At 55.0% G+C, this 22,755-nt stretch carries 26 protein-coding genes; 8 read left to right on the forward strand and 18 right to left on the reverse strand.

Annotated features, from left to right (window positions below; genetic code table 11):
* Positions 1-2 precede the first annotated feature (2 nt).
* Together rpsR and rplI are read left to right on the forward strand one after the other, a co-directional pair.
* Positions 3-248 carry a 30S ribosomal protein S18 gene (gene rpsR / locus RYZ27_RS07545; protein ID WP_406678882.1) on the forward strand — a complete coding sequence of 82 codons (246 nt, stop codon included), beginning with the start codon at positions 3-5 and terminating at the stop codon, positions 246-248.
* Between the two features lie 13 nt (positions 249-261).
* Positions 262-849, forward strand: a complete 588-nt coding sequence (rplI, locus tag RYZ27_RS07550; protein ID WP_406678883.1) for a 50S ribosomal protein L9 — start codon at positions 262-264, stop codon at positions 847-849.
* Between the two features lie 77 nt (positions 850-926).
* On the opposite strand, the gene RYZ27_RS07555 is transcribed toward rplI, so the two are convergent.
* Positions 927-1,991: a serine hydrolase domain-containing protein gene (locus RYZ27_RS07555; RefSeq protein WP_406678884.1), complete on the reverse strand. Its 1,065-nt coding sequence runs from the start codon at positions 1,989-1,991 to the stop codon at positions 927-929.
* 83 nt (positions 1,992-2,074) lie between these two features.
* On the opposite strand from RYZ27_RS07555, the gene RYZ27_RS07560 reads away from it, so the two are divergent.
* From RYZ27_RS07560 to RYZ27_RS07580, 5 genes are all read left to right on the forward strand, one after another.
* A complete protein-coding gene (locus RYZ27_RS07560) occupies positions 2,075-2,617 on the forward strand; it encodes a transcriptional regulator (protein ID WP_406678885.1) in 543 nt (180 codons plus the stop codon).
* 160 nt (positions 2,618-2,777) lie between these two features.
* A complete protein-coding gene (gene radA, locus RYZ27_RS07565) occupies positions 2,778-4,148 on the forward strand; it encodes a DNA repair protein RadA (protein ID WP_406678886.1) in 1,371 nt (456 codons plus the stop codon).
* Positions 4,145-4,693 carry a CvpA family protein gene (locus RYZ27_RS07570; RefSeq protein WP_406678887.1) on the forward strand — a complete coding sequence of 183 codons (549 nt, stop codon included), beginning with the start codon at positions 4,145-4,147 and terminating at the stop codon, positions 4,691-4,693. The genes radA and RYZ27_RS07570 overlap by 4 nt, the downstream gene beginning before the upstream one ends.
* Before the next feature lie 35 nt (positions 4,694-4,728).
* Positions 4,729-6,168 (forward strand): amidophosphoribosyltransferase, encoded by a 1,440-nt coding sequence (gene purF / locus RYZ27_RS07575; protein ID WP_406678888.1) that lies wholly within the window; start codon positions 4,729-4,731, stop codon positions 6,166-6,168.
* A gap of 27 nt (positions 6,169-6,195) precedes the next feature.
* The gene (locus tag RYZ27_RS07580; RefSeq protein ID WP_406678889.1) at positions 6,196-6,903 is read left to right on the forward strand and encodes an SDR family NAD(P)-dependent oxidoreductase; all 708 of its coding nucleotides are present in this window, start codon (positions 6,196-6,198) and stop codon (positions 6,901-6,903) included.
* 27 nt (positions 6,904-6,930) lie between these two features.
* Here RYZ27_RS07580 and RYZ27_RS07585 read toward each other — a convergent pair whose 3' ends face one another.
* The 6 genes from RYZ27_RS07585 to RYZ27_RS07610 all read right to left on the reverse strand — a co-directional run bounded on the left by RYZ27_RS07585 (position 6,931) and on the right by RYZ27_RS07610 (position 12,710).
* On the reverse strand, positions 6,931-7,401 hold the full coding sequence (locus tag RYZ27_RS07585; RefSeq protein ID WP_406678890.1) for a hypothetical protein: 471 nt from the start codon (positions 7,399-7,401) through the stop codon (positions 6,931-6,933).
* 164 nt (positions 7,402-7,565) lie between these two features.
* A complete protein-coding gene (gene der / locus RYZ27_RS07590) occupies positions 7,566-9,089 on the reverse strand; it encodes a ribosome biogenesis GTPase Der (RefSeq protein ID WP_406678891.1) in 1,524 nt (507 codons plus the stop codon).
* A 26-nt stretch (positions 9,090-9,115) separates the two neighbouring features.
* Positions 9,116-10,459 (reverse strand): PQQ-binding-like beta-propeller repeat protein, encoded by a 1,344-nt coding sequence (locus tag RYZ27_RS07595; RefSeq protein WP_406678892.1) that lies wholly within the window; start codon positions 10,457-10,459, stop codon positions 9,116-9,118.
* On the reverse strand, positions 10,456-11,166 hold the full coding sequence (locus RYZ27_RS07600; protein ID WP_406678893.1) for a hypothetical protein: 711 nt from the start codon (positions 11,164-11,166) through the stop codon (positions 10,456-10,458). Before RYZ27_RS07600 ends, RYZ27_RS07595 begins: the two co-directional genes overlap by 4 nt.
* 77 nt (positions 11,167-11,243) lie before the next feature.
* Positions 11,244-12,071 carry a 3-methyl-2-oxobutanoate hydroxymethyltransferase gene (panB, locus tag RYZ27_RS07605; protein ID WP_406678894.1) on the reverse strand — a complete coding sequence of 276 codons (828 nt, stop codon included), beginning with the start codon at positions 12,069-12,071 and terminating at the stop codon, positions 11,244-11,246.
* A gap of 54 nt (positions 12,072-12,125) precedes the next feature.
* On the reverse strand, positions 12,126-12,710 hold the full coding sequence (locus RYZ27_RS07610) for an NnrU family protein (RefSeq protein WP_406678895.1): 585 nt from the start codon (positions 12,708-12,710) through the stop codon (positions 12,126-12,128).
* A gap of 157 nt (positions 12,711-12,867) precedes the next feature.
* Here RYZ27_RS07610 and RYZ27_RS07615 point away from each other — a divergent pair, with 157 nt between their 5' ends.
* A complete protein-coding gene (locus RYZ27_RS07615; RefSeq protein ID WP_406678896.1) occupies positions 12,868-13,344 on the forward strand; it encodes a hypothetical protein in 477 nt (158 codons plus the stop codon).
* Between the two features lie 4 nt (positions 13,345-13,348).
* Here the strand turns inward: RYZ27_RS07615 and RYZ27_RS07620 are convergent, their stop codons facing one another.
* The 11 genes from RYZ27_RS07620 to RYZ27_RS07670 all read right to left on the reverse strand — a co-directional run bounded on the left by RYZ27_RS07620 (position 13,349) and on the right by RYZ27_RS07670 (position 22,692).
* Positions 13,349-13,708, reverse strand: a complete 360-nt coding sequence (locus tag RYZ27_RS07620; protein ID WP_406681775.1) for a HesB/IscA family protein — start codon at positions 13,706-13,708, stop codon at positions 13,349-13,351.
* A gap of 88 nt (positions 13,709-13,796) precedes the next feature.
* Positions 13,797-14,189: an SUF system Fe-S cluster assembly protein gene (locus RYZ27_RS07625; protein WP_406678897.1), complete on the reverse strand. Its 393-nt coding sequence runs from the start codon at positions 14,187-14,189 to the stop codon at positions 13,797-13,799.
* Positions 14,190-14,197: 8 nt separating this feature from the next.
* The gene (locus RYZ27_RS07630; protein ID WP_406678898.1) at positions 14,198-15,421 is read right to left on the reverse strand and encodes an aminotransferase class V-fold PLP-dependent enzyme; all 1,224 of its coding nucleotides are present in this window, start codon (positions 15,419-15,421) and stop codon (positions 14,198-14,200) included.
* Entirely contained in the window at positions 15,418-16,668 is a 1,251-nt protein-coding gene (locus RYZ27_RS07635; RefSeq protein ID WP_406678899.1) for a SufB/SufD family protein, read from the reverse strand. The genes RYZ27_RS07630 and RYZ27_RS07635 overlap by 4 nt, the downstream gene beginning before the upstream one ends.
* Positions 16,668-17,429, reverse strand: a complete 762-nt coding sequence (gene sufC / locus RYZ27_RS07640; RefSeq protein ID WP_406678900.1) for a Fe-S cluster assembly ATPase SufC — start codon at positions 17,427-17,429, stop codon at positions 16,668-16,670. Before sufC ends, RYZ27_RS07635 begins: the two co-directional genes overlap by 1 nt.
* Positions 17,430-17,491: 62 nt before the next feature.
* Positions 17,492-18,190 carry a hypothetical protein gene (locus tag RYZ27_RS07645; RefSeq protein WP_406678901.1) on the reverse strand — a complete coding sequence of 233 codons (699 nt, stop codon included), beginning with the start codon at positions 18,188-18,190 and terminating at the stop codon, positions 17,492-17,494.
* Positions 18,191-18,285: 95 nt separating this feature from the next.
* Positions 18,286-18,672, reverse strand: coding sequence for a hypothetical protein (locus tag RYZ27_RS07650; protein ID WP_406678902.1), 387 nt, complete (start codon positions 18,670-18,672; stop codon positions 18,286-18,288).
* Complete coding sequence (gene sufB / locus RYZ27_RS07655; RefSeq protein WP_406678903.1) at positions 18,672-20,237, reverse strand: Fe-S cluster assembly protein SufB; 1,566 nt, start codon at positions 20,235-20,237, stop codon at positions 18,672-18,674. Before sufB ends, RYZ27_RS07650 begins: the two co-directional genes overlap by 1 nt.
* A 98-nt stretch (positions 20,238-20,335) precedes the next feature.
* Positions 20,336-21,175 (reverse strand): S-formylglutathione hydrolase, encoded by an 840-nt coding sequence (gene fghA / locus RYZ27_RS07660; protein WP_406678904.1) that lies wholly within the window; start codon positions 21,173-21,175, stop codon positions 20,336-20,338.
* 7 nt (positions 21,176-21,182) lie between these two features.
* Entirely contained in the window at positions 21,183-21,560 is a 378-nt protein-coding gene (locus tag RYZ27_RS07665) for a VOC family protein (protein WP_406678905.1), read from the reverse strand.
* A gap of 25 nt (positions 21,561-21,585) precedes the next feature.
* Positions 21,586-22,692 (reverse strand): S-(hydroxymethyl)glutathione dehydrogenase/class III alcohol dehydrogenase, encoded by a 1,107-nt coding sequence (locus tag RYZ27_RS07670; RefSeq protein ID WP_406678906.1) that lies wholly within the window; start codon positions 22,690-22,692, stop codon positions 21,586-21,588.
* Between the last annotated feature and the right edge of the window lie 63 nt (positions 22,693-22,755).

Genomic DNA, 22,755 nt, shown 5'->3' on the forward strand with positions numbered 1-22,755 from the left:
GCATGAACATCACAAACATCCCGGCTCGCCGTTCATTCGGTCGTCGCCGCAAGGTTGATCCGTTTTCCGGCGCGAAAGCCCCGGCGATTGACTACAAAGATGTTAAACTCCTGCAGCGCTACATCTCTGAGAAGGGCAAGATTGTTCCTTCCCGGATCACCGCTGTGAACTTCAAGAACCAGCGTAAGCTTGCCCGCGCCATCAAACGCGCCCGTATGCTTGCCCTGCTTCCATTCACCGTGAAATAGAGGAGACAGACCCATGCAAGTTATTCTCCTCGAACGCGTTGAAAACCTTGGCGGCCTTGGCGACGAAGTCAGCGTCAAGAACGGCTTTGCCCGTAACTACCTGCTGCCGCAAGGCAAAGCACTTATGGCCAATAAAGCCAACCGTATGCGCTTTGAAGCTGAGCGCGAAGTACTTGAAAAGCGTAACGCTGAAGCGCGCGACGCAGCCTCATCTGCTGGTGAGTCCCTGGACGGCGCACAATTCGTGCTGATCCGCTCTTCCGGTGCAACAGGCGTCCTGTACGGTTCCGTCAGCGCCCGCGACATCGTTGAAGCTGCTGGTGAGAACGGTCACAAGATCAAGCGTGAGCAGGTTCGCCTGAACGCACCGATCAAGACCCTCGGCATCCACGAAGTTGGTATCCGTCTGCACGCGGAAGTTCGCGTTGACATCACCGTCAACGTTGCCCGCTCTGAAGATGAAGCCGAGCGTCAGGCCGCTGGTGAGAACATCATCGAAACCATGCAGGCTGAACAGCAAGCTGCTTCTGAAGAGCAAGCTGCTGAAATGGCTGAAGCTGCTGCAGAACTCGACACAGCCCCTGAGGGCGACGACGCGTAAGCAGACCCTGTTCTAGGATTGAGACAAGGCCGCTCCGTTTGGGGCGGCCTTTTTCTTTGGCTCTCGTATAGCGCTGCTTAGTCTTCAAACATGGCTCCTTGTAGGGCTAACACCATTCTGTCCGCTTGGGGTGGGGGTTGGTCGGACAAAGCGATGATAATCACCCCCTTGTCGGCGAACTCGCGCCAGTGCGCGTTGAAATGGCGGCTGCCGCCATTGTGCCAGTAAATCGTGCCGAGCGCGTCATCTTCCTCGATGACCAGACCATAACCATAGTAAGATATTCCCTCCCCCGTTTCGTCTACATAAGGCGTGCGGGCAAGATCGCGGGCTTTTGCGGAAACAAGTCTGCCTTCACTATAGGCTGAAAGCCACCGAACCATGTCACTTGGCGTTGAAACCATACCCCCGTTTCCGATTAGGTTACCGCCCGGATACTGGCCACCCCAAGAAACCTCACCTATGTTGCGGCCATCAGCCAGAGTGACCGAGTTTGTAGAGTCGAACACATTGGTATATCCAGTCGAGACTGCATTCACACGTGCCAAACGACGCATCGCAAATGCCTCATAAGACATTCCCGAATGCTGCTCCAGCACTGCAGCCAGAAGAGAATAGCCCAGATTGGAATATCGATACTTTTCTCCGGGCTCATAAAGTAGTGGCGTTTGCGCCGCACGCTGGACAACGTCACGCAGATCAATAGCCTCTGCATCTTCCCCCACAACGTCAACTAGACCGGCAGTATGCGTCAACAATTGCTCGATTGTGATCGCAGCAAGAGGTGTGTCCGCAACATCGAAAAACGCATTGAGCTGTGTATCTGGCTTCAAGCGTCCTTGTGCAATCTCCTCAGCAACGAGGAGCCCAGTGATTGTCTTGGTTACCGACGCGATATCAAACTGAGTGAATTCAGTGAACGGTGCGCCGCTTTGGATATCAGCGATTCCGCTCCCTCGCGAAAAGATAGCCTGCCCTTCTCGAACGATAACGACAAAGCCTGTAAATCCTTCCGCACTCTGTATCTCAAACGCTTCAGTAGCGCGATCAACTTCATCTGCATCAGCAGCACATGAGGAAAAAATAAGCATGCAGGCGAGCAAAAGCGGTTTCAATCTGGTCGATTTGGAAATAGTTTTCATGATACTCCTACCAATCATTGTTTAGGTCAGTATCTATGGTCTCGCGACCGATACGAAGCCTGACCAAAACGTGTTCGAAACACATGCCCAACCCAGATTCCCCCAAATCTACCTCGCCCCGCCGCGTCGCAATTGGTGATGCTGTATGCGATCTTTCTACAGGTACGATTGAGACGAATGGCAAGCTATCTCGACTGGAACCTCGATTGTGTGGAGTGCTGGCGCTTTTCATCCAACGCGGCTCGACAGTTATCACTCGAGACGAGTTCCTTGAGATTGTGTGGGATAATGAAGGTTCGGATGAGGCGTTAACTCAAGCAGTTTCGCGACTAAGAAAACTACTGGGCGACACTGAGCTTATCGAGACCGTTCCAAGAATTGGCTATCGGCTCACTAAGGTTGTAGAGACCGTTACCGTTGATCAAGCAGTCCAGACATGGGCAACTAAGAAGAATATATTCCCTTCAGCGCCCCCCAAAGCGGTCTATGTAGGAATTGCGATTATACTCGTTGGTGTTGCAGCTTTTTGGTTAGGGACACAGCACAATAATACTCCTAACCGCACACTCGAACTCGAGACTGAGCTAGGACGCGATGTCGAGTTTCACAAAATCCCGGACAGGTAGCCCCAGTCATCATGACTGGGTTCTACCGAGTATTTTTAGTAAGGTGAAACCTCGTTTTGTAAGCATCCGCTGCACGGCGGTACAAAACACTCAACGAATGTCTTCTCATCTTAAGCCATATTCAGTTGCTCAGCCTTGCAACGCGCCCTAACGATGAGCCATGGCTAAATCTGTCTTCGTTTGTCAGTCCTGCGGGGCCGTCCACAAGAAGTGGAGCGGGCGTTGTGATGCCTGTGGGGAATGGAACACGCTGACAGAAGAAGCCGCCAGCGGTCCTCCCGGCGGCCTGAAAGCCCCCAAGGGGAATGCCAAGACCTCCAGCAATCTCGATTTCACGGCCCTGAATGGCGAAACCGAGCCACCGGCCCGTATTGTTATGGGCGTTGATGAGCTCGACCGCGTTTTCGGTGGCGGCATTGTCCCTTCTTCTGCGACCCTGATTGGCGGTGATCCGGGGATCGGCAAGTCGACCCTGCTCTTGCAAGTTGCCGCCCGTCTTGCCCGTAATGGATTGAAGTCTGTTTATGTCTCAGGCGAGGAAGCCACCGCGCAGATACAGGAGCGGGCCCGCCGCCTGAAAGTCGCCGACAGCCCGGTTGATCTCGCAACTGAAACCGACCTGCGCAAAGTTCTCTCGGCCCTGAAAAAAGCCAAGCCGGATTTCGTCGTCATCGATTCGATCCAGACCATGTGGTCAGACAGTCTGGAGGCCGCGCCCGGTTCGGTCAGTCAGGTCCGGGCCTGCGGCCAGGAACTCACCCGCTGGGCCAAGAAATCTGGCGCCGCGCTGATCCTGGTCGGCCATGTCACCAAAGAAGGGCAAATCGCTGGCCCGCGCGTCGTCGAACATATGGTCGACACTGTCTTTTACTTTGAAGGCGAGCGTGGCCACCAATTCCGTATCCTGCGCGCGGTCAAAAACCGTTTTGGTCCGACTGACGAGATCGGCATCTTTGAGATGCATCAATATGGCCTTGCGCCTGCGCGTGAGCCGTCAGCCCTATTCTTGTCCAGCGAGCAGGATGAGACTGGTGGCGCAGCTGTGTTTGCGGCGATGGAAGGTTCGCGCCCGGTCCTCGCCGAGGTACAGGCCCTCGTTGCGCCGAGCGCCTATGGCACCCCGCGACGCTCAATTGTTGGCTGGGACAGCAATCGCCTCGCCATGCTGCTCGCTGTCCTAGAAGCACGGTGCGGCATTGGACTGGGTGGGCGTGATGTCTATCTCTCTGTCGCGGGAGGCTACAAAATGTCAGAACCTGCTGGCGACCTCGCCGCCGCAGCAGCCCTCCTCACTTCGGCGGCCAATACACCCGGGCCAAGCAAAGCGATATTTTTTGGCGAGGTCGCCCTATCGGGCGCTATTCGTCCTGTTGCCCGCATGGAACAGCGGCTAAAAGAAGCCGAAAGACTTGGTTTTGAGCAAGCTTTCGTCCCAGAAGGCAGCCCAACAGCCATCGAAGGCTTGACGATTACCCCCCTCAAGCGCCTATCTGATCTTGTAGAGTTACTTGCGGCGGATCTTGTCCAATGATGGAAGCCCTGACACCGTTCGATGGAATCGCGATTGTGATTGTCATCGTCTCTGTCCTGATGGCTTTAGCGCGTGGCTTCATGCGGGAGCTGGCGACCTTGGGCGCGTTCATGGCTGCCCTTGCCGCGGCTTACTATACGCGTGAAATCTTCCACCAGCCTCTAAGCAACCTGATGCCAGAGGGGTCTCCGCCTTGGGTTCCAGACGCGATTCTCGTAGTTGGGGCGTTTATCCTAATTTATATTGTCGTTGCGTGGTTTGGGGCGAGCCTCTCGAAAAACCTGCAGGGTGCTGATGGCATCACGCTGATTGATCGTCTGGCTGGCGCAGCCTTTGGTTTACTCCGTGGTGCCGTCATTCTGGTCTTCTTTGGTTTCCTGCTCGACCTGGCCATGGATAAGGACCAGATCCCGGAATTCATAAGTGAAGCTCAGACTTACCCTTTGATTGAGGCCGGCGTGGACTATATCAAGGATAACATACCAGAGTTCGCTGAGCGCAATAGTGACACGCTCTCCCTTGACGTGGAACCTGACGCAGAATAATCCGCCCCCATACAGACCAGAGAGGGTTTAGTCGGATGATCTTTGACCACGATGACGACAAGCCCCGCGAGGAATGTGGCATTGTCGGCGTTTTCAATAATGAAGAAGCCTCCCTTCTTGCCGCTCTCGGCCTGCATGCCCTCCAGCACCGCGGACAGGAAGCTTGCGGGATCACCACCTATGATGGTGAGCGCTTCCATAATGAACGTCACATGGGTCTGGTCGGCGAAAACTTTCAGGGTGACTTCTCTGATCGTCTGCCCGGCCGCAACAGTATTGGTCACAATCGATATTCTACGCAGGGAAAACCCGCGCTTCGTAATATCCAACCAATTTATGCCGACCTCGACTCAGGCGGCTTTGCGGTTGCCCATAATGGCAACCTGACCAATTCGCGTGCGTTGCGCCGCAAACTTGTCAGCCGCGGCGCGATCTTCCAATCCACCATGGACACAGAGGTTATCCTGCACCTGCTCGCGCGCAGCGATCAGGAAACCGTGGCTGACCGTTTCCTCGATGCCATCCGCCAGATTGAGGGGGGTTTTGCCCTCGTCTGTCTGACCAATAAGAAGCTGATCGGCGCACGGGATCCCTCGGGTCTGCGCCCACTCATCCTTGGGAAACGCGGCGAAGGCTATGTTCTAGCCTCTGAAACCTGTGCGCTTGACCTGATGGGCGCAGAAGTGATCCGCGAGATTGAACCAGGCGAAGTCGTCATCATCGCTTCGGATGGGCTGAAAAGCTATTCGCCTTTCCCGACTCAACCTGTTCGCCCCTGCTTATTTGAGTACGTCTACTTCGCGCGACCGGACAGCATCGTGCAGGGCCGTTCCGTGTATGAGGTTCGCCGCCGCATGGGCCATCAGCTTGCGCGTGAGCATCCTGCGGAAGTCGATGTTGTTGTGCCTGTACCCGATTCCGGCGTACCCGCAGCGATTGGCTTCTCGGAGCATTCCGGCGCGCCGTTCCAGCTTGGCATTATCCGTAGCCACTATGTCGGACGGACCTTTATTCAACCAACGCAAAGCGGACGCCAAAAAGCGGTATCACGCAAACACTCTCCGAACCGCGCGGTTCTGGAAGGTAAGCGGGTGCTGCTCGTCGATGATTCCATCGTACGCGGCAACACATCCCGCAAGATCGTTCAGATGGTCCGCGATGCCGGGGCCAAGGAAATTCACTTTCGCTCAGCCAGCCCCCCAATTACGCATCAGGATTTCTATGGCATTGATATGGCCGACCGTTCCGAGTTGCTGGCCGCGAATAACTCCCTCGAAGAAATGCGCGAATATCTGAAAGTGGAAAGCCTTGGCTTCCTGTCTGTCCCGGGTCTCTATCGCGCAATCGGCATCGAATATGACCCAGAGTACCCACAATTTGCCGACCATTGCTTCACTGGCCAATATCCAACGCGGCTGATTGACCACGAACAGAATGAGAGTGGCAAAGAGAAGCAGCTTTCCCTGCTGGACTAGCCCTCATCGGCGCGCTACGCCGCCGCCATGGATAAGCGTATCATTCTTATTACGGGCGCCTCGCGAGGCATTGGCCGCGCCGCCGCTCTCGCCTTGGTCAAAGCTGGCCACCATGTCATCGCGCTGGCGCGCTCCAAGGCAGCGCTCGAAAAGCTGGATGATGAAGCCAAAGCGCTTGGCGGCAGCATGACGCTAATCCCCTTCGACCTGAAAGACTCAGCCGCCTTCGAGCCTATGGGCCAGGCGATTGCCAGCAAGTTTGGTCGCATTGATGGCCTGATCGCAAATGCTGCGATTCTCGGCAGTCTCGGCCCACTGCAAGCTGGCGGTGAGCGTCAATTCAACGAGACCATCGATGTAAACCTCAATGCCAATTGGCGGCTCATCCGTGCAATTGACCCGCTTCTACGTCGGTCTGAGAGCCCACGCGCTGTGTTTGTGACCTCAAGCGTTGCAACCAACCCTCAAGCCTTCTGGGGGCCATATCAGGCATCCAAAGCGGGCCTTGAAGCCATGGTCCAAGCCTGGGCACAGGAAAACGAGCAGATGCCCCTTCGCGTCAATATCTTTGATCCGGGCGGCACGCGAACCACAATGCGCGCGGATGCCTTTCCCGGTGAAGACCCAATGACACTACCAACCGCAGAAGCGGTCGCCTCTCATCTTGTACCGCTGGTTAATGCCAGCGAAATACGGACAGGCCAAACCATACGCGCCAAGGCTTTAATGGCCTGACGCACACGATCTGGTCTATAATTGTATTTAGTCGCTGACCGGTGGAAACCAGGTTAGCGAGGAATGGTGCAGGGAGATCAGAACCCGCCCATCCAATTTGTGATAGGCAAACGTGTAGTCCGCACGAGTCGCATTCCCATCACCATCAATGAACGTGTAGTGGCCCATATCCTTATAACCGAGGCCACCAGCCTTCAGAATCGGCCCAACGGCGCTCTGGAACTCAACATGCGTCCAACCGCGATTGAGAAACCCAAAATCGTGGGGATAGTCCGGGTCATCGCCGACGAAGTAAGATCGCGCCCCTGCCCGGTCTAACCGAATCACGTCGGCCAATGTCGGTTTAAACAAAAGCGGCTCATCCGCTGTTCCAAAGTCATAGAGCTCAAGAAGCTTATCAACATTGGGTTCGGTAACATATTTAGCCCACTCGCGCTGGGCTGCGATAACCTCAGCTTTGGTCATCGGCTCATAAATTCGTTCTGTGATTGCCCGCACTCCTAAATGTTTTTTTAGAAATCGTGCCGGATGCAGCTTGCGATGTCCAGTATATGTCGCATGCGCCTGATATGGTGAAACCTAACGATAAAGGCAGGTTCGGATACCCCGTTTAAAGGAACTAAACAGGCAGTGTAGGAGGATAAAACCCTACACGTTGCAATCTAATGCTTACGCCGCGCTTTAGTCGCGTAAGGGTTCGCCCCTTGCCGTACGATCAGGCGGATCGGGACACCCGCAAGGTCAAACGCTTCGCGTAATCCATTGACCAGATAACGCTTGTACTGTTCTGGCATTTGATTGCCGCGCGAGGCCATGAGCACGAATGTCGGCGGACGCGCTTTAATCTGAGCCATATAGCGCGGTTTGATCCGCTTGCCCTGCACACTTGGCGGTGGGTTACGTTCAATCATGTATCGCAGCCAGCGGTTCAAGTCGCCCGTTTTCACCCGCGCGCACCAGTCATCATAGGTTTTGACAACCGCTGGCATCAGCCGCTCAACGCGCTTCCCCGTCAGGCCCGATAGAGTCACCAAAGGCGCCCCTTTCGCCTGTGGCAGATGCTCTTTCAAGCGTCGCTCCAGCTCTTTCATCGCCATGCCGTGATTGGTGATGATATCCCATTTGGAAACCACAAAAACGACGGCGCGGCCTTCACGCAGGGCCAGATCAGCAATCTGCAAGTCCTGCTTCTCGAAGGCTTCTTCCGGCTCCATGACCAGCGCGACGACATCAGCATATTTCAAGGAGCGCACGGTTTCACCCGTCGACATTTTCTCCAGCCGATCATTCACACGGGCTTTGCGGCGCAAGCCGGCTGTATCAACCAGGCGAACCTCACGACCCTCCCATTCCCAACTCAGTGTCACAGAGTCCCGCGTAATCCCGGCTTCCGGGCCAGTTAGCATGCGGTCCTCACCGACAAGCTGATTGATCAGGGTCGACTTGCCAGCATTCGGGCGACCAACAATGGCCAACCGGATCGGCTTGACCTTGGCGTCCGACTTTGCCGCTTCGATCGCTTCAGCTTCCGTCGCTTCATCCGCGCCAGCGGCTTCGAGCACTGCCTCAAGCTTCTCCTCGGTCAGGTGTGGATCATCAATGTCGAGGCCTTCTAGACGATCCAGCAGCCCTTCATTGAAGGTGTCTTTGTCTTCCTCTGTGTCCTCCTCAAGCGCTTTGAGGAAAGCCTCTTCTCCAAGGGCTTCGCGAATAGCCGAATAAAGCTCGGACAGGCCTTCACCATGTGCCCCAGACAGGCCAACTGGCTCGCCCAATCCAAGACCCCAAGCTTCACTGATACCAATATCGCCAGCAGCGCCTTCAGCCTTGTTGGCAGCAAGAACGATGGGCAAGTCCGCCTTACGCAGAATTTGCGCAAACCGCTCATCCAGCGCCGTAACACCGACGCGCGCATCAATCAGGAAAAGCGCAAGCTCAGCTTCTCGAATGGCAATCTCAGTCTGGGCACGCATTCGCGCTTCCAGCGACTCGTCATTCACGTCCTCAAACCCAGCCGTATCGATCAGCTTTAGAGGCAGATCAGCCAAACGCCCATCAGCTTCCTTTCGGTCGCGCGTAACGCCCGGCTGGTCATCAACAATAGCGATTTGCTTGCCAACCAAACGATTGAACAGCGTGGACTTGCCGACATTCGGCCGCCCGACAATGGCTACTTTCAGCGGCATGGGCCGACTTTCTTTTCTTTAAGGCGCTACTGAATCGCGATCAGGCGCCCTTCATCTGTCAGTACAATCAGTTTGTCCTGTACAGCGATCGGCTCAATGAAAACAGGCCCGCCAAGCTTTAAACGCTGCATTTCGCTCCCTGTTTCAGGGTTAACCGCAATCAATTCACCTGAGGATGACGCAACGATGAGGCGTCCAGATGCCAGAATAGGTCCGGCATAGGTAATCCGCCCCTTCTTCTTGTCTTCATTGCGATACTTATCCAGCTGGGTCACCCAGAAGATCTGCCCAGTCGGTGCACGGACCGCCACAAGTTGCGATTCCGTGGTCGACACGAACAAATACTCACCTGTCAAAGACGGGGCCTGTGTTGAGCCGACAGGCTGTTGCCAGATGATCTGCCCACTGCGGCCCTCAATCGCGGCCATAACGCCGGACTGACTGGTTGCGAAGACAAGACCGCCACCGACCACTGGACGCGCGCCAATGTCGTTGATCGATGAGATTGGTGTAAACTGCCCGGGCGCGGCCAAAGCCTCACTCCAAAGGCGACGGCCATTTGGCGCGAGATAGGCAATCACTTCCCCGGAAGAGTAAGGTGCGATGACAATATCATCGGCTGCCGCCGGGCTTGGTGATCCAAGTACACGGGCTGATTCAGCAATCGCCTGATCAGACCAGAGAACTTCGCCAGTATCGACATCAAAGGCGATCGTCTCATTATTGTTAGAGGCAACAAAAATACGACCATCCAAAACCGCCGGAGACCCGATCATGGGGGCCTCTGTATTGGTCCGCCATAGCTCGGCACCCGAATTGACATCCAAGGCCGCCACAAAGCCAAAAGCGCTGGCAATGAGTAGCTTGTCATCATCTAAGGCAATACCGGACCCGATCGCGACACTATCGCGACGATTTCCTGAATCAAGGCTGACCTGCCAGCGCCGCGCGCCCGTAGCTGCGTCAAAGGCACGAACACTCTGGGCCGCATCAATAACGAAAACGGTGTCGCTATTCGCAACCGGCGGTGTCGTCAGGGCCGATGTCTTATCGGAGCCTCGCCCGGCATTCACACTCCAGGCAATGTCAAAATTCTGCGCGACACTCAAATGGCCCGTAATCTTCGTGGAGCGGCGACCAGCTTGTGGCCACGCTTCCACAGGCTCAGCGTCTGGTAGCGTGATCGCTGTACCAGCCAGCGCAGGGTCGGCCTGCAATTCCTGGTCACCGAGGACCATGGCAATCCGGCCATCCTTCTCGGCTTCGCTGACTTCATCCTTATTCCCTCGATTGCCGAGCACCGAACAGGCGGACAATGTGAGAATACCGCCACAAAGCAAAGCGAGCTTCAGAGGTTTCGAGCGAATCATTCTGTTGTCTCCTCAACCGGCGCTTCTGTTGCGGGCGCCGCTTCTTCAACAGGCTCCTCGACTGTTACAACTGGCATGGCCGCGAGTGCTTGGCTCGCCCGTCTTGCTACGCCTGGAGGAACATTCGCTGAAACGCGAATTAAATTGAATTCAGACCGGGCAAAAGCGTAGTCCCCTTCCGCCATCGCCTTGGCGGCAACCAGTTCCAGAGCGAGCGTGCCAAACGCTGAACTCTCTGAAGTCAGGTTACCAAGATAGGCTTGAAGCTCAGCGCGGGTCATACTGTCCGCTTTGAGATAGGCTGATTTGATCAGGGCCAGTTTTTCAATCGCGCTGTCTGCCGCGCCATCCATTGAGTCTGCAAGGGTTTGTGCCGCAGCATCGGCATCGCCATACCCTTCAAGTCGGACCTGAGACAGATACTGGGCTGCCACTGGCGCCAGGGCCGCATCGCTTTGCGCCAGACCGGAGAAGGTCGTGCCCGCAGCCTCGTAATCGCCTTGCGTTAACGCATCGATTCCGCCCTCAAGCTGGGAAGCATTGCGGATGGTTGTTTGCTGACTTTGATAGTTCAGATACTCATTTAAAGCGACGCCACCGATCACCAGGCCTGCCGCAAGCCATGCGGCCCAGCCATACTTACGCCACAGCTCCGTCATCCGATCCTGACGGACGCCTTCTTCAACTTCTTCGAAAATGTCAGCCAAGGCTGGCGTCTCCTGTTCCAATCAATTCGCGCGCACCCTAGCTGCGGCTTTTCTGTGCGGCAATCGCTTAACCGTTTTTAGCTGCTAGGTTTGCTGAGTTTGTAAGTTTGCGCCGCTTCGGGAAATTTGCGGCCGCGAACATCGGCGGCATACTCTGCAGCAGCCTTAACGATCACGCTGCGCAAATCAGCATACCGTTTTACAAAGCGCGGCGCCCACTCAAACATGCCCAGCAAATCATCCGTTACGAGGATTTGGCCATCACATCCAGCGGAAGCACCGATACCAATGGTTGGGCATTTCACCGATTGTGTGACCTGATCGGCCAGTTCAGGCGCAACCCCTTCCACAACGATGGCAAACGCACCCGCCTGATCCGCTGCAATCGCTTCATCGAGTACTCGTGACCATTCCTCCTGAGAGCGCCCCTTCGCACGGAAACCGCCATCAACATTGATCGCCTGAGGACGCAGGCCAACATGCCCCATGACCGGAATACCGCGTTCGGTCAGGTGCGCAATCTGTGTCGCGGCATAGGTGCCACTTTCAATTTTCACCGCCTGACAACCCGTTTCCTGAAGGATGCGCGCCGCGTTCAAGAAGGCCTGATCAGAATTTGTCTCATAGGACCCAAACGGCATATCAACGACAACGAAAGCCTGCTGCGAACCACGCATGACCGCTTGACCATGCAGGATCATCATCTCCATCGTGACCCCAACCGTCGACGGCAGGCCATGAACCACCATGCCAACACTGTCTCCGACCAGCAAAACATCACAATGCGGATCAAGGATACCCGCCATAGCTGCGTCATAAGCGGTCAGGCAGACCAGTGGCTGATCGCCCTTGGCCTTGGCAATATCGCGCACAGTTTTACGGCGGGCTTGTGTTTGGGCTGACATAAAGCGTTCTCCTTGGCGCTGGCGTTAGCAAACCCTACGCAACACGCAAGGGCCTCACATGCCAGGGACTGCGCTAACACCAAACAGGATCGGGTGTAGCCAAAACGCCAATATAGCCCAAACGGCCAATCCACCGACAATGGCAACACCATCCATCATAGCGCTGAGTTCTGCATCCGGCCCTGGACCATTATCGCCGCGCCGCTTGACCATAATCCGGTCGAACACCGCATAGACCAGGAAACTGCCGAACAGAATGACGCTGTTAAGTTCGCCATTTGAAAGGAGGTGACCGAGTGCCCATAACTTCACCGCGACGAGCATCGGATGCTTGGTCACTTTCTTGATGTACCCGGCCGGAACCTGAGAAGCGACCAGCAGGATCAGCGCCGGGATCATCAACAGAATATTGATATGCTGTAATCCGGTTGGCGACACATAGAGCACACCTGCGCCGCGAGTTTGTCCAAAGCCAATGCAAATCAGGACAAACCCAATCAGCGAAATAAGAGAGTACAGCCCCATATAGGGTCCATATCCGAGACGAACCTTCAGGTCTTTCTCGACTTCACGAGAGCGCACCGCCGAGTAGAGATGCACTCCGAAAAAAATCAGCAACCCTGCGATAAATGTTAGCATCCCAGCACACTCCTAGCATTCAATATAAGCGTTGGGAGCAAGCCTAACACAGCTATGGCAAAGACTGTCACAAAATTTTTGTTTGTTGTTTTTCGATAATGTGATATTGTTTTTCAATACATGGCATAGACCATGATTGAGAGAGAAGGATAAAACAATGATGAAAGCCTTGATCACTACCGCAATCCTCCCGCTACTGATTGGCACCGCCAATGCTGCTGATTGGCATCCCACGCCGGGTCAGGACGCAGAGGCACCAAGCGCTGTTTATTCAGAGACGGAAACCGGCACTGCGCTCCTGACCTGCAACGCAGAAGGAAAACTGACAGCCATGCTAAGCCAAGTCACGGACGATTTTGCCAAAACGATGGGAAAATCTGCGCCTTACCGTCGCTCAGTCGATGTTGAATTGTCAGGGGGCGATTGGCTGGTTGATGCCAAATGGGTGTCTGTCCCTGCAATCAAGACCATTATCTCTGGGTCCCATTCGCATGCGGCAAAAATCTTCAATGCGGTTGTCCGTCAAGAGAACTTAACCGTAAATGTCGAAGGCAAGGACTTCGTGTCTATCGACCTGCCTGAAGTCGATAGCACATTCACCGCGTTCGCTAAGACATGTAAGGAAAAACGATAGAGCCTTACTCTGCGGCGACAGGAACGATTGTTACGCTTTCGCCGCAGCCACAGGCATCGGTCTGGTTCGGATTGCCAAACGTGAAGCGCTCATGGAGCAAGGTCGTCTCATAATCCACAGTTGAGCCCAGCAGGAACAAAACCGCCTTGGAATCAACGACAATTTTGACGCCTTTATCCTCGACAATCTCGTCGAGGGCTTCAGGGGCCTCAACATAGTCCATAATGTATTCCATGCCCGCGCAGCCACCATTGGTGACGCCCACACGCAGATAGCCTGCGCCTTTTTCGGACATGATTTCAGCGACACGCGCCGCGGCCGCATCGGTCAAGGTGACAAGTTTCGGTCTAGGTCGTCTGGCCATGGCTTTCAAATGGTTGCGGTTGGCAGTCTGGTCAAGAGTCAATCGTACGATTTACAGGCGGCTCAAAACTTCCCTTAACGCCCCAACATCAAAGCATATTGAGCGCCAGGCGCGCTTCATCTGACATGCGGGACGGATCCCATGGTGGATCAAAGGTCAGGCGCACCTCAACATCATCGACACCCGTTACGCCACGTGCAGCCATTTCAACCCAGCCTGGCATATCACCAGCCACAGGACAGTTGGGCGCAGTCAGCGTCATATCGATGTCGACCTTGCGGTCATCATCAATATCAACCTTGTATATCAGGCCAAGCTCGTAAATATCGACCGGAATTTCCGGATCATACACGGTCTTGAAGGCCTCAATGAGATCATCTGTGATCTTGTTCAGCTCGGCTTGCGGAATCGCACTTTTCTCCGCAGTCGTGTCCGTAGCGGCTACATCAAGCGTATCGTGAGCGGTCATATCGTCTGCCATATCGGAACCTATATAAGCATATTTCGTGCTTTATGAAGCGCTTCGATCAAGGTATCGACCTCGGCCTCAGTATTATACAGGCCAAAACTGGCCCGGGCCGTAGCCGTTACCCCTAAATGATCCATCAGAGGTTGGGCACAATGATGCCCCGCCCGCACCGCCACGCCATAACGATCGAGCAATTGCGCGATATCGTGCGGGTGGGCTCCTTCCAGACTGAAAGACATCACCGCGCCTTTGCCTGCGGCTGTGCCGTGGACTTTGATCCCGTTTACACCACGTACGCCGTCAATGGCACGCTGATACAAGGCATGTTCATGCGCCTGAACCTCTTCCATATTGAATGCAGACAGCCATTCAAGCGCCGCACCGAAGCCAATTGCCTCAAGAATCGGTGGCGTTCCCGCTTCGAACTTATGTGGCGCTTCATTATAAGTGACGCGTTCTTTTTCGACGATCTCAATCATCTCGCCGCCGCCCTGATAGGGACGAAGACGCGCCAGCGACTCTGCCTTGCCATACAGCGCGCCAATCCCGGTCGGCCCATAAATCTTGTGCGCTGTCAGAACATAGTAATCACAGCCTAGCGCCTGCACATCCACGTCAAGATGCACGCCCGCCTGACAGCCATCGAACAGGACTTCGGCTCCTGCGGCATGCGCAATCTCAACAATCCGCGCGGCGTCTGTGACGGTGCCAAGCACGTTCGACATATGAGTCATGGTAACCAGACGCGTTTTCGGTCCCACTGCGGCTTCCAGCGCCGCCATATCCAGTGCACCAGTCTCGTCGACATCCACCCATTTCAAAACGGCACCATGACGCTCCCGCAGGAAATGCCAGGGCACAATATTGGAATGGTGTTCCATCACTGAGAGGACAATCTCATCGCCAGGCTGGATTTCACCTGCAAGCCCTGAGGCGACCAGATTGAAAGCCTCTGTCCCACCCTTGGTGAAGATGACATTGTTGACGCTCGGCGCATTCAGGAAACGGCGAACCCACTCACGGGCCTGCTCAAACGCTTCTGTGGTTTCATTCGCCATGGTGTGCAGCCCACGGTGCACATTGGCATAGGAGGTCCGCATTTGACCGGCCATTGCATCAATCACCGCATTCGGTTTTTGCGCACTGGCCGCATTATCGAGATAGCAAAGGGGGTTGCCATTCACCTCCCGCTGCAGAATTGGAAATTCCGAGCGGATGGCCTCGATATCAAATGCGCGTGTCATGACACCGTCTCTGACAGGAATTCACGTGCTGCGGCAAGCATCGCCTCTGCAACGCTCTCATGCGCCTCTTCCAAAGCCTCTGCCACAAAGGCTTCCGTCAGCAAGGCGCGAGCCTGTGCTTCAGGGATGCCGCGCTGACGCATATAGAAGAGTTGGTTGGGGTCGAGTGCGCCGGATGTATTGCCGTGGGCGCATTCGACATCATCAGCATAAATCTCAAGCTCAGGCTTGGCGAAGATCTGTGCGCCATCTTCCAGCAAGAGTGCCTGATGCTGCATATCCGCATCAGTATGCTGACCGACAATCCGGGGCACAAAGAACTTGCCCTGAAACACGCCTGTCCCGCCGTCCAGAACCGCGCCCTTGGTGGTCTGTCGCGTAATACAGGATGGCGCGCCATGACGAACATGGCTGGTATAATCGGCATGGTAGCCATCGGCGCAGAGATAAGCCCCGTTTAGCGTGGCATGACTCTCCGTTTCCTGATGCACGAGCCGCGTTTCAAGCCGCGCAACTTTCGCACCAAATGCCAGAGCGGTCTGCACATATTCAGACTTCTCACCAAGGTGAATCAACGCCGTTATAGCCTGTGCCTCATCTGTGCTTCCGCGCTGCAGGATCGTGCGCGATACACGGCCACCGCCCTGCATCCCGATCTCCAGCAGGAAGGAAGAAAACCCAGCCCCACCAAGATGGCTTTCAATCAGATCAATGGAGGCGTCTGCACGCACCGTAATGCCAACGCGCGCAAAATTGGTTTCGTCGCGATCACCTTCGCAAATGATGTGAAGCGGAACGCTGACAGCTTCGGTTACTTCGACCAGGAGAGTATCGAGGCCACCTTTGCGCGCAGCCAGTGCTGCCGTCATCGCCCCAAGTGGGATATCTTCCGCATCGCCCAAGGCTTGCGCCTCGTCGCGACGGTGTAGCTTAATGCCCTTCGGCAAAGCTTCTGGTAGCTCAACACCACCCGCCTTGAAGCGGATCATGACGGCCTCTTCTGCGCTTGGCAGTGCCTGCGTATAAGCAGGTTTTTCCGAGGCTTCAACAGCCTTGAGCGCGGCCTTGAAGTCCGTCCACTTCCACGCCTCCATGCGGCGATGCGGCAAACCCGTTGCAGCAAAGGCATCAAAGGCACGCTTGCGCCGCCCATCCTCCGGCAGCATGGCATAGCGAGCAATCAGTTCCAGTTCAGCCGCATTGGGGTTGGCAAACTTGTCCCGGATATCAGCAACAGACAGCGCCATTACGCGGCCTCTCCCAACACCCCATCATAGCCTTCGGCTTCCAGACGCAGAGCCAACTCCGGGCCGCCGGTCGTGATGATCCGCCCCTTGGCCAGCACATGCACTTTATCCGGTTTGATATGGTCGAGCAGACGTTGGTAGTGCGTGATGACCAGCATACCGCGTTCTGGAGAGCGCAAAGCGTTCACACCATCGGCCACCGTGCGCAGCGCATCAATATCGAGACCAGAATCGGTTTCATCCAGAATCGCAAAACGCGGTTCCAGCATCATCATCTGAAAGATTTCCAACCGCTTCTTTTCACCACCGGAGAAGCCAACATTCAAAGGCCGCTTGAGCATATCCGCATCGAGATTGAGCTGCTTGCCAATCTCACGGGCTTTCTTGATGAAGTCAGGTGCTGAAATCTCATCCTCGCCCCGCGCTTTGCGCTGCGCATTCATGGCGGTGCGTACAAAAGTCATAACCGGAACACCGGGAATCTCGACCGGGTACTGGAAAGACAGGAACAGGCCAGCCGCGGCGCGCTCTTCTGGATCCATGTCCAGAATATCCTCACCCTCAAGCAGGGCCTCACCGCCCGTGACTTCATAACCGTCACGTCCAGTCAGAACATAAGACAATGTCGATTTGCCTGCACCGTTCGGCCCCATGATGGCATGAACCTCGCCCGCAGGCACTTCAAGAGACAAGCCATCAATAATGGTCTTGGCCTCGTCTTCTTCGCCAACTGTGGCGCTGAGATGATCAAGTTTCAACATGCAGCGGATGTAGATACATGGCGGCCAATTTAAAGGGTGAAAGCGACCCGGACTGCCGAAAATCAGCCATCCCAATCGCGTTGATCCAGCCCCATCAGATCACGACCACTCATTGCCTTCCGCAAATCGACCTCATTGAGCAGCAATGTCCCAATATAATGGACGCTTTCTTCCTTACCCTGCACGACCCGTTTAAGCGCTGTATTGATCGGTGTCGCAACACCCTGCGGGCCAACCAGAACAAAGGTATCAAAGCCCGGATCAACACCATAATGTTCTGCAAAGGCTGGGTTGGCCGCAAGGAAACGATCAAACCGCTCCCAGTTCCAGGTCAGAGATGAGTTGGCGCGGATCACTTCGCCCAGGTACAGCCCGGCAAACATCACCGAATTATCCCCGCGCCCATCCATCATCAAAAGCTCGCCTGCTTGACCCTCGCCGGCCTGCAAACGGTTGACCGTGTGAACATCGGCCAGCCAGCGGTCGATCTCCTTCAGGCTCTCAATCGAATAATCGAGCGCACTTTTGTCGAGCCGATTAGGCAGCAGAATAAGATCATCACCTTCGGGGCTGAGATAGGTTAGCAACGCAGCGTCAATGTCGGTTGTTTCAGCCGCCGCGCCCCAGACTTCAGTCGTGCTGCCATCCTGTGAAGCGAGTGGCACAACCCGGCCATCCGGATACAGAATGCGCGTTTCCTGCACAGGAGCACTCGCGCATCCCGCGAGAAATAGCGCCGGAACTAGCCAAAAACGGGACATTTCGCTCATTTTTCCCCTTAAACACGAACTGCATGCTTAACTACAGCAAACTCCGTGCCGCCCTGACGGGCAAGGGTTAATGGCAGTTTGGTTTTCTAGAAATTGATGAAGGGCAGCGCCTCAATCATGAGAAAAACATATGTCAGCATTATTATCATTGGTATTATCTGAGCAATCAGAGTGCCTGTAATTCCAAAGCGGGGCTTATCAACATATGGAAAGTTAGTTCCCATAGCTTTCTTCATAGCTTTACCATATTGCCCCATACGCCGAACTACTAGGAATTGCATAAGCATTAAGACGCAACCTAAAGCCAAAACCATAACCGGAAGAAACCACGATCCCTTATCCTTTATTATGTACCAACCAGCAAACACCCCGGCAGCAATAGTAGGCGTAGCATAGATCGCTCCCCACATTTGTTGACTGTAATTGATCCACAAATCCGCCAGTTTATCCTGACTGATCTTATCCTCGTCCACTACCCAACGCTCCCCTCCAGGCTGACCTTCAGCAGGCTTTGCGCTTCAACCGCAAACTCCATGGGCAGCTCCTGGAGCACTTCGCGGACAAAGCCATTGACGAGCAGGGCCACCGCCTCTTCCTCACCAATCCCGCGTTGGCGGACATAGAACATCTGGTCGTCGGCCAGCTTGGTCGTCGTCGCCTCATGTTCCAGTTGCGCATCGGCACGGCGATTCTCGACATAAGGCACCGTGTGGGCCCCGCAGCGGTCGCCAATCAGCAGGCTGTCACATTGGGTAAAGTTCCGGGCTTTTTCCGCTTTTTTGTTCACAGACACCAGACCGCGATAGGTGTTGTCCGATTTACCCGCAGAAATCCCTTTGGAAATGATGCGGGACTTTGTGCGCTTGCCCAGATGGATCATCTTGGTGCCCGTGTCGGCCATCTGACGGCCATTGGTTACCGCAATGGAATAGAATTCGCCAACACTGTCATCGCCGCGCAGGACACAGCTTGGATACTTCCATGTTACAGCAGATCCGGTCTCAACCTGCGTCCATGAGATCTTGGAACGCGCACCACGGCAGTCACCACGTTTGGTCACGAAATTATAGATGCCGCCTTTGCCATTCTCATCACCCGGCCACCAATTCTGAACCGTCGAGTATTTGATCTCGGCATCTTCCAGCGCGACGAGCTCAACCACTGCCGCATGCAGCTGATTCTCATCGCGCATCGGGGCGGTACAGCCCTCCAGATAGGAGACATAGCTGCCCTTATCGGCAATGATCAAAGTGCGCTCAAACTGACCCGTATTCTCCGCATTCATCCGGAAATAGGTCGACAACTCCATCGGGCAGCGTACGCCCGGCGGGACATAAACAAATGTCCCATCAGAGAAGACTGCGCTGTTCAGCGTCGCAAAGTAATTGTCCGATTGCGGCACAACCGAGCCAAGATACTTCTTCACCAGTTCCGGATGCTCATGCACAGCCTCAGAGATGGACATGAAGATGACGCCTGCTTTTTCCAGCTCGGCGCGGAACGTCGTCGCGACCGAGACAGAGTCAAACACCGCATCTACAGCGACCTTTGGGCGATCCATACGCGCATCCGCCGCCGACTCAGCGGCACCTTCGACCCCAAGCAGAACCTCAGCCTCACGCAGTGGAATCCCAAGCTTCTTATAGGTCTCCAGAATCTCTTCCGGGACATCATCAATCGACTCATATTTCGCGCCCGTCTTTGGCGCGGCGTAGAAATAGGTTTCCTGATAATCGACCGGATCATAGCGCACCATCGCCCAGTCCGGCTCTTCCATGGTCAGCCAGCGATCATAGGCCTTCATCCGCCAGTCGAGCAGCCATTCAGGCTCTTCCTTCTTCTCGGAAATGAAGCGAACAATGTCCTTGTTCAGGCCCTTCGGCGCATACTCGGTTTCAATATCCGTGGTGAATCCAGCCGAATAATTCTCAGATTCCAGCGCCTTCGCCGCTGCAACTGTGCCCTCGTCAATGCTATCTTTTACTTTGACGTCCACGCAATCATCCTCGTGCTCTTCAATGCCACCGCAGCAATCCATGAGTATCGCTCCTAATCTCTTGGGTGACATATGGCGCGTTAGGAGCGTTTTTTAACCCCAAATCGACACTTTACTTCGGAATCTACGTAGTTGCCCCTTTAAGCGTTCAGAACGCGCGCATGGTGGGCGATATGATCGCCAATAAAGCTCGCCACAAAATAATAGGAATGATCATAGCCGGGCTGATAACGATGGGTCACGGCCTGCCCATGATTACGGCACATTTTCAGGAACAGAGCCGGGTCGAGCTGCTCATTCAGAAACTGATCCGCTTCCCCCTGATCAATCAGGATCGTGGTATCGCTTTGGCGTTTCTGAACGAGTTCGGTTGCATCATAGGCTTCCCAAACCGGGCTCGGTGCACCGAGATAGGCCTCAAAAGCTTTCTTGCCCCATGGCACCCGCGCCGGGGACACAATTGGCGAGAAGGCTGAGCAGGATTTATATGTGTCCATATTCTTCAAGTGTAGCGTGATCGCGCCATGCCCGCCCATCGAATGCCCGGTAATCCCCTGCCGCGCCATATCCGCCGGAAAATGTTCGGCGATCAGTTTGGGTAACTCCTCAGTGATATAGACATCCATGCGAAAATGCTTCGCCCATGGCTCCTGCGTGGCAGTCAGGTAGAACCCAGCCCCCTGCCCCAGATCGTAAGCTTCATCATCGGCAACATCCTCGCCACGCGGGCTGGTATCAGGCGCGATGATCATCAGCCCATGCGCCGCAGCATGAGCCATAATCCCCGATTTCTCCATGACATTTGCCCACGTGCACGTCAGCCCGGACAGATACCAAAGTACAGGCACCGGCCCATCCTTGGCCTGCGGCGGCGTATAGACCGCAAACCGCATCGTGCAATTGGTCGTGTCGGCGGCATGATCATGAACGGTCAGCTGACCGCCATGGCAGGCCCAAGAAGAAACCGGGGTTAGGGTCATGAATGCTCTAGCCCCGACAAAGCGCGCAGAGCTTGTTGCCGTCCGGGTCGCGCAAGTAAGCGAGATAGAGCCTGCCATTCGGATTCTCGCGCCAGCCCGGTGGGTCTTCGATTGGCTTGCCGCCAGCCGCCGCGCCCGCTTTGTGCCAGGCATCGGCTTGTTCAGGATTGTCCATGGCAAAACCGATTGTCATGCCATTGCCGTGAGTCGTTGGCTCGCCATCAATCGGGTTGGTGACGAGGAAGGCGGCACCCTTATGCAGGTAAACCAATCGACCTTTCGGGTCCGTAATCCCTGGATTGGCGCCGACAGCGGTAAAGACTGCGTCGTAAAAGGTCTTGGCTTTATCAAGGTCATCCGACCCGACCATCATGTGACTGAACATATTCAATTCCTCCAAATCTGATTTTTTAGAACACCACCACAGACCGAATGCTTTCGCCTGCATGCATCAGGTCAAAGGCTTTATTGATGTCTTCGAGTGGCATCGTGTGCGTGATCATCGGATCAATCTCGATCTTGCCGTTGACGTACCAGTCAACAATTTTCGGAACATCGGTGCGCCCTTTCGCGCCGCCAAAGGCTGTGCCTTTCCAAACCCGCCCGGTGACCAGCTGGAAGGGCCGCGTGGAAATTTCTTTGCCCGCCTCAGCTACACCAATGATGATGCTCTCGCCCCAACCGCGATGACAACATTCGAGCGCATCACGCATGACATCTGTATTGCCGGTACAGTCAAAGCTGTAATCGGCGCCACCATCGGTCAGTTCAACCAAATGCGCGACGATGTCATCAACCTCTTTCGGATTGACGAAATGGGTCATGCCGAACTTGCGGCCCCACTCTTCCTTGCTGTTATTGATGTCGACCCCGACAATCATATCTGCGCCCGCCATACGCGCGCCCTGGATGACATTGAGGCCAATCCCGCCAAGGCCAAAGACGACGACATTATCGCCCGGCTTGACCTTCGCCGTGTTGGTCACCGCGCCCACACCTGTGGTGACACCGCAACCAATATAGCAGGCTTTGTCGAACGGCGCATCGGTCCGGATTTTCGCCACTGCAATCTCAGGCAAAACTGTGAAGTTCGAAAAGGTCGAGCAGCCCATATAATGATAAATGGTCTGGCCCTTATAGCTGAACCGACTAGTGCCATCTGGCATCAGGCCCTTGCCCTGCGTTGCGCGGATCGCAGTACAAAGATTGGTCTTACCCGACAGGCAGCTTTTACACTGGCGGCATTCCGGTGTGTAGAGCGGGATGACATGATCACCTGGTTTCACACTGGTAACGCCCGCGCCCACCTCGCGAACAATTCCGGCGCCTTCATGGCCCAGAATGCTTGGAAATATTCCCTCGCTGTCAAACCCGTCAAGCGTGTAGGCATCAGTGTGGCAAATCCCGGTCGCCATGATCTCGACAAGAACTTCTCCCTCTTTCGGCCCTTCCAAATCCAGCTCAACAATTTCAAGCGGTTTCTTGGCTTCAAAAGCAACAGCAGCACGCGTTTTCATGGCAGGTCCTCATACTTAGGCAACACACCATAAGTCAGCAAAAACGTTGGACAAGCCAGAATC

This window comes from Hyphomonas sp. FCG-A18 (genome assembly GCF_045287255.1).
GTDB lineage: Bacteria > Pseudomonadota > Alphaproteobacteria > Caulobacterales > Hyphomonadaceae > Henriciella.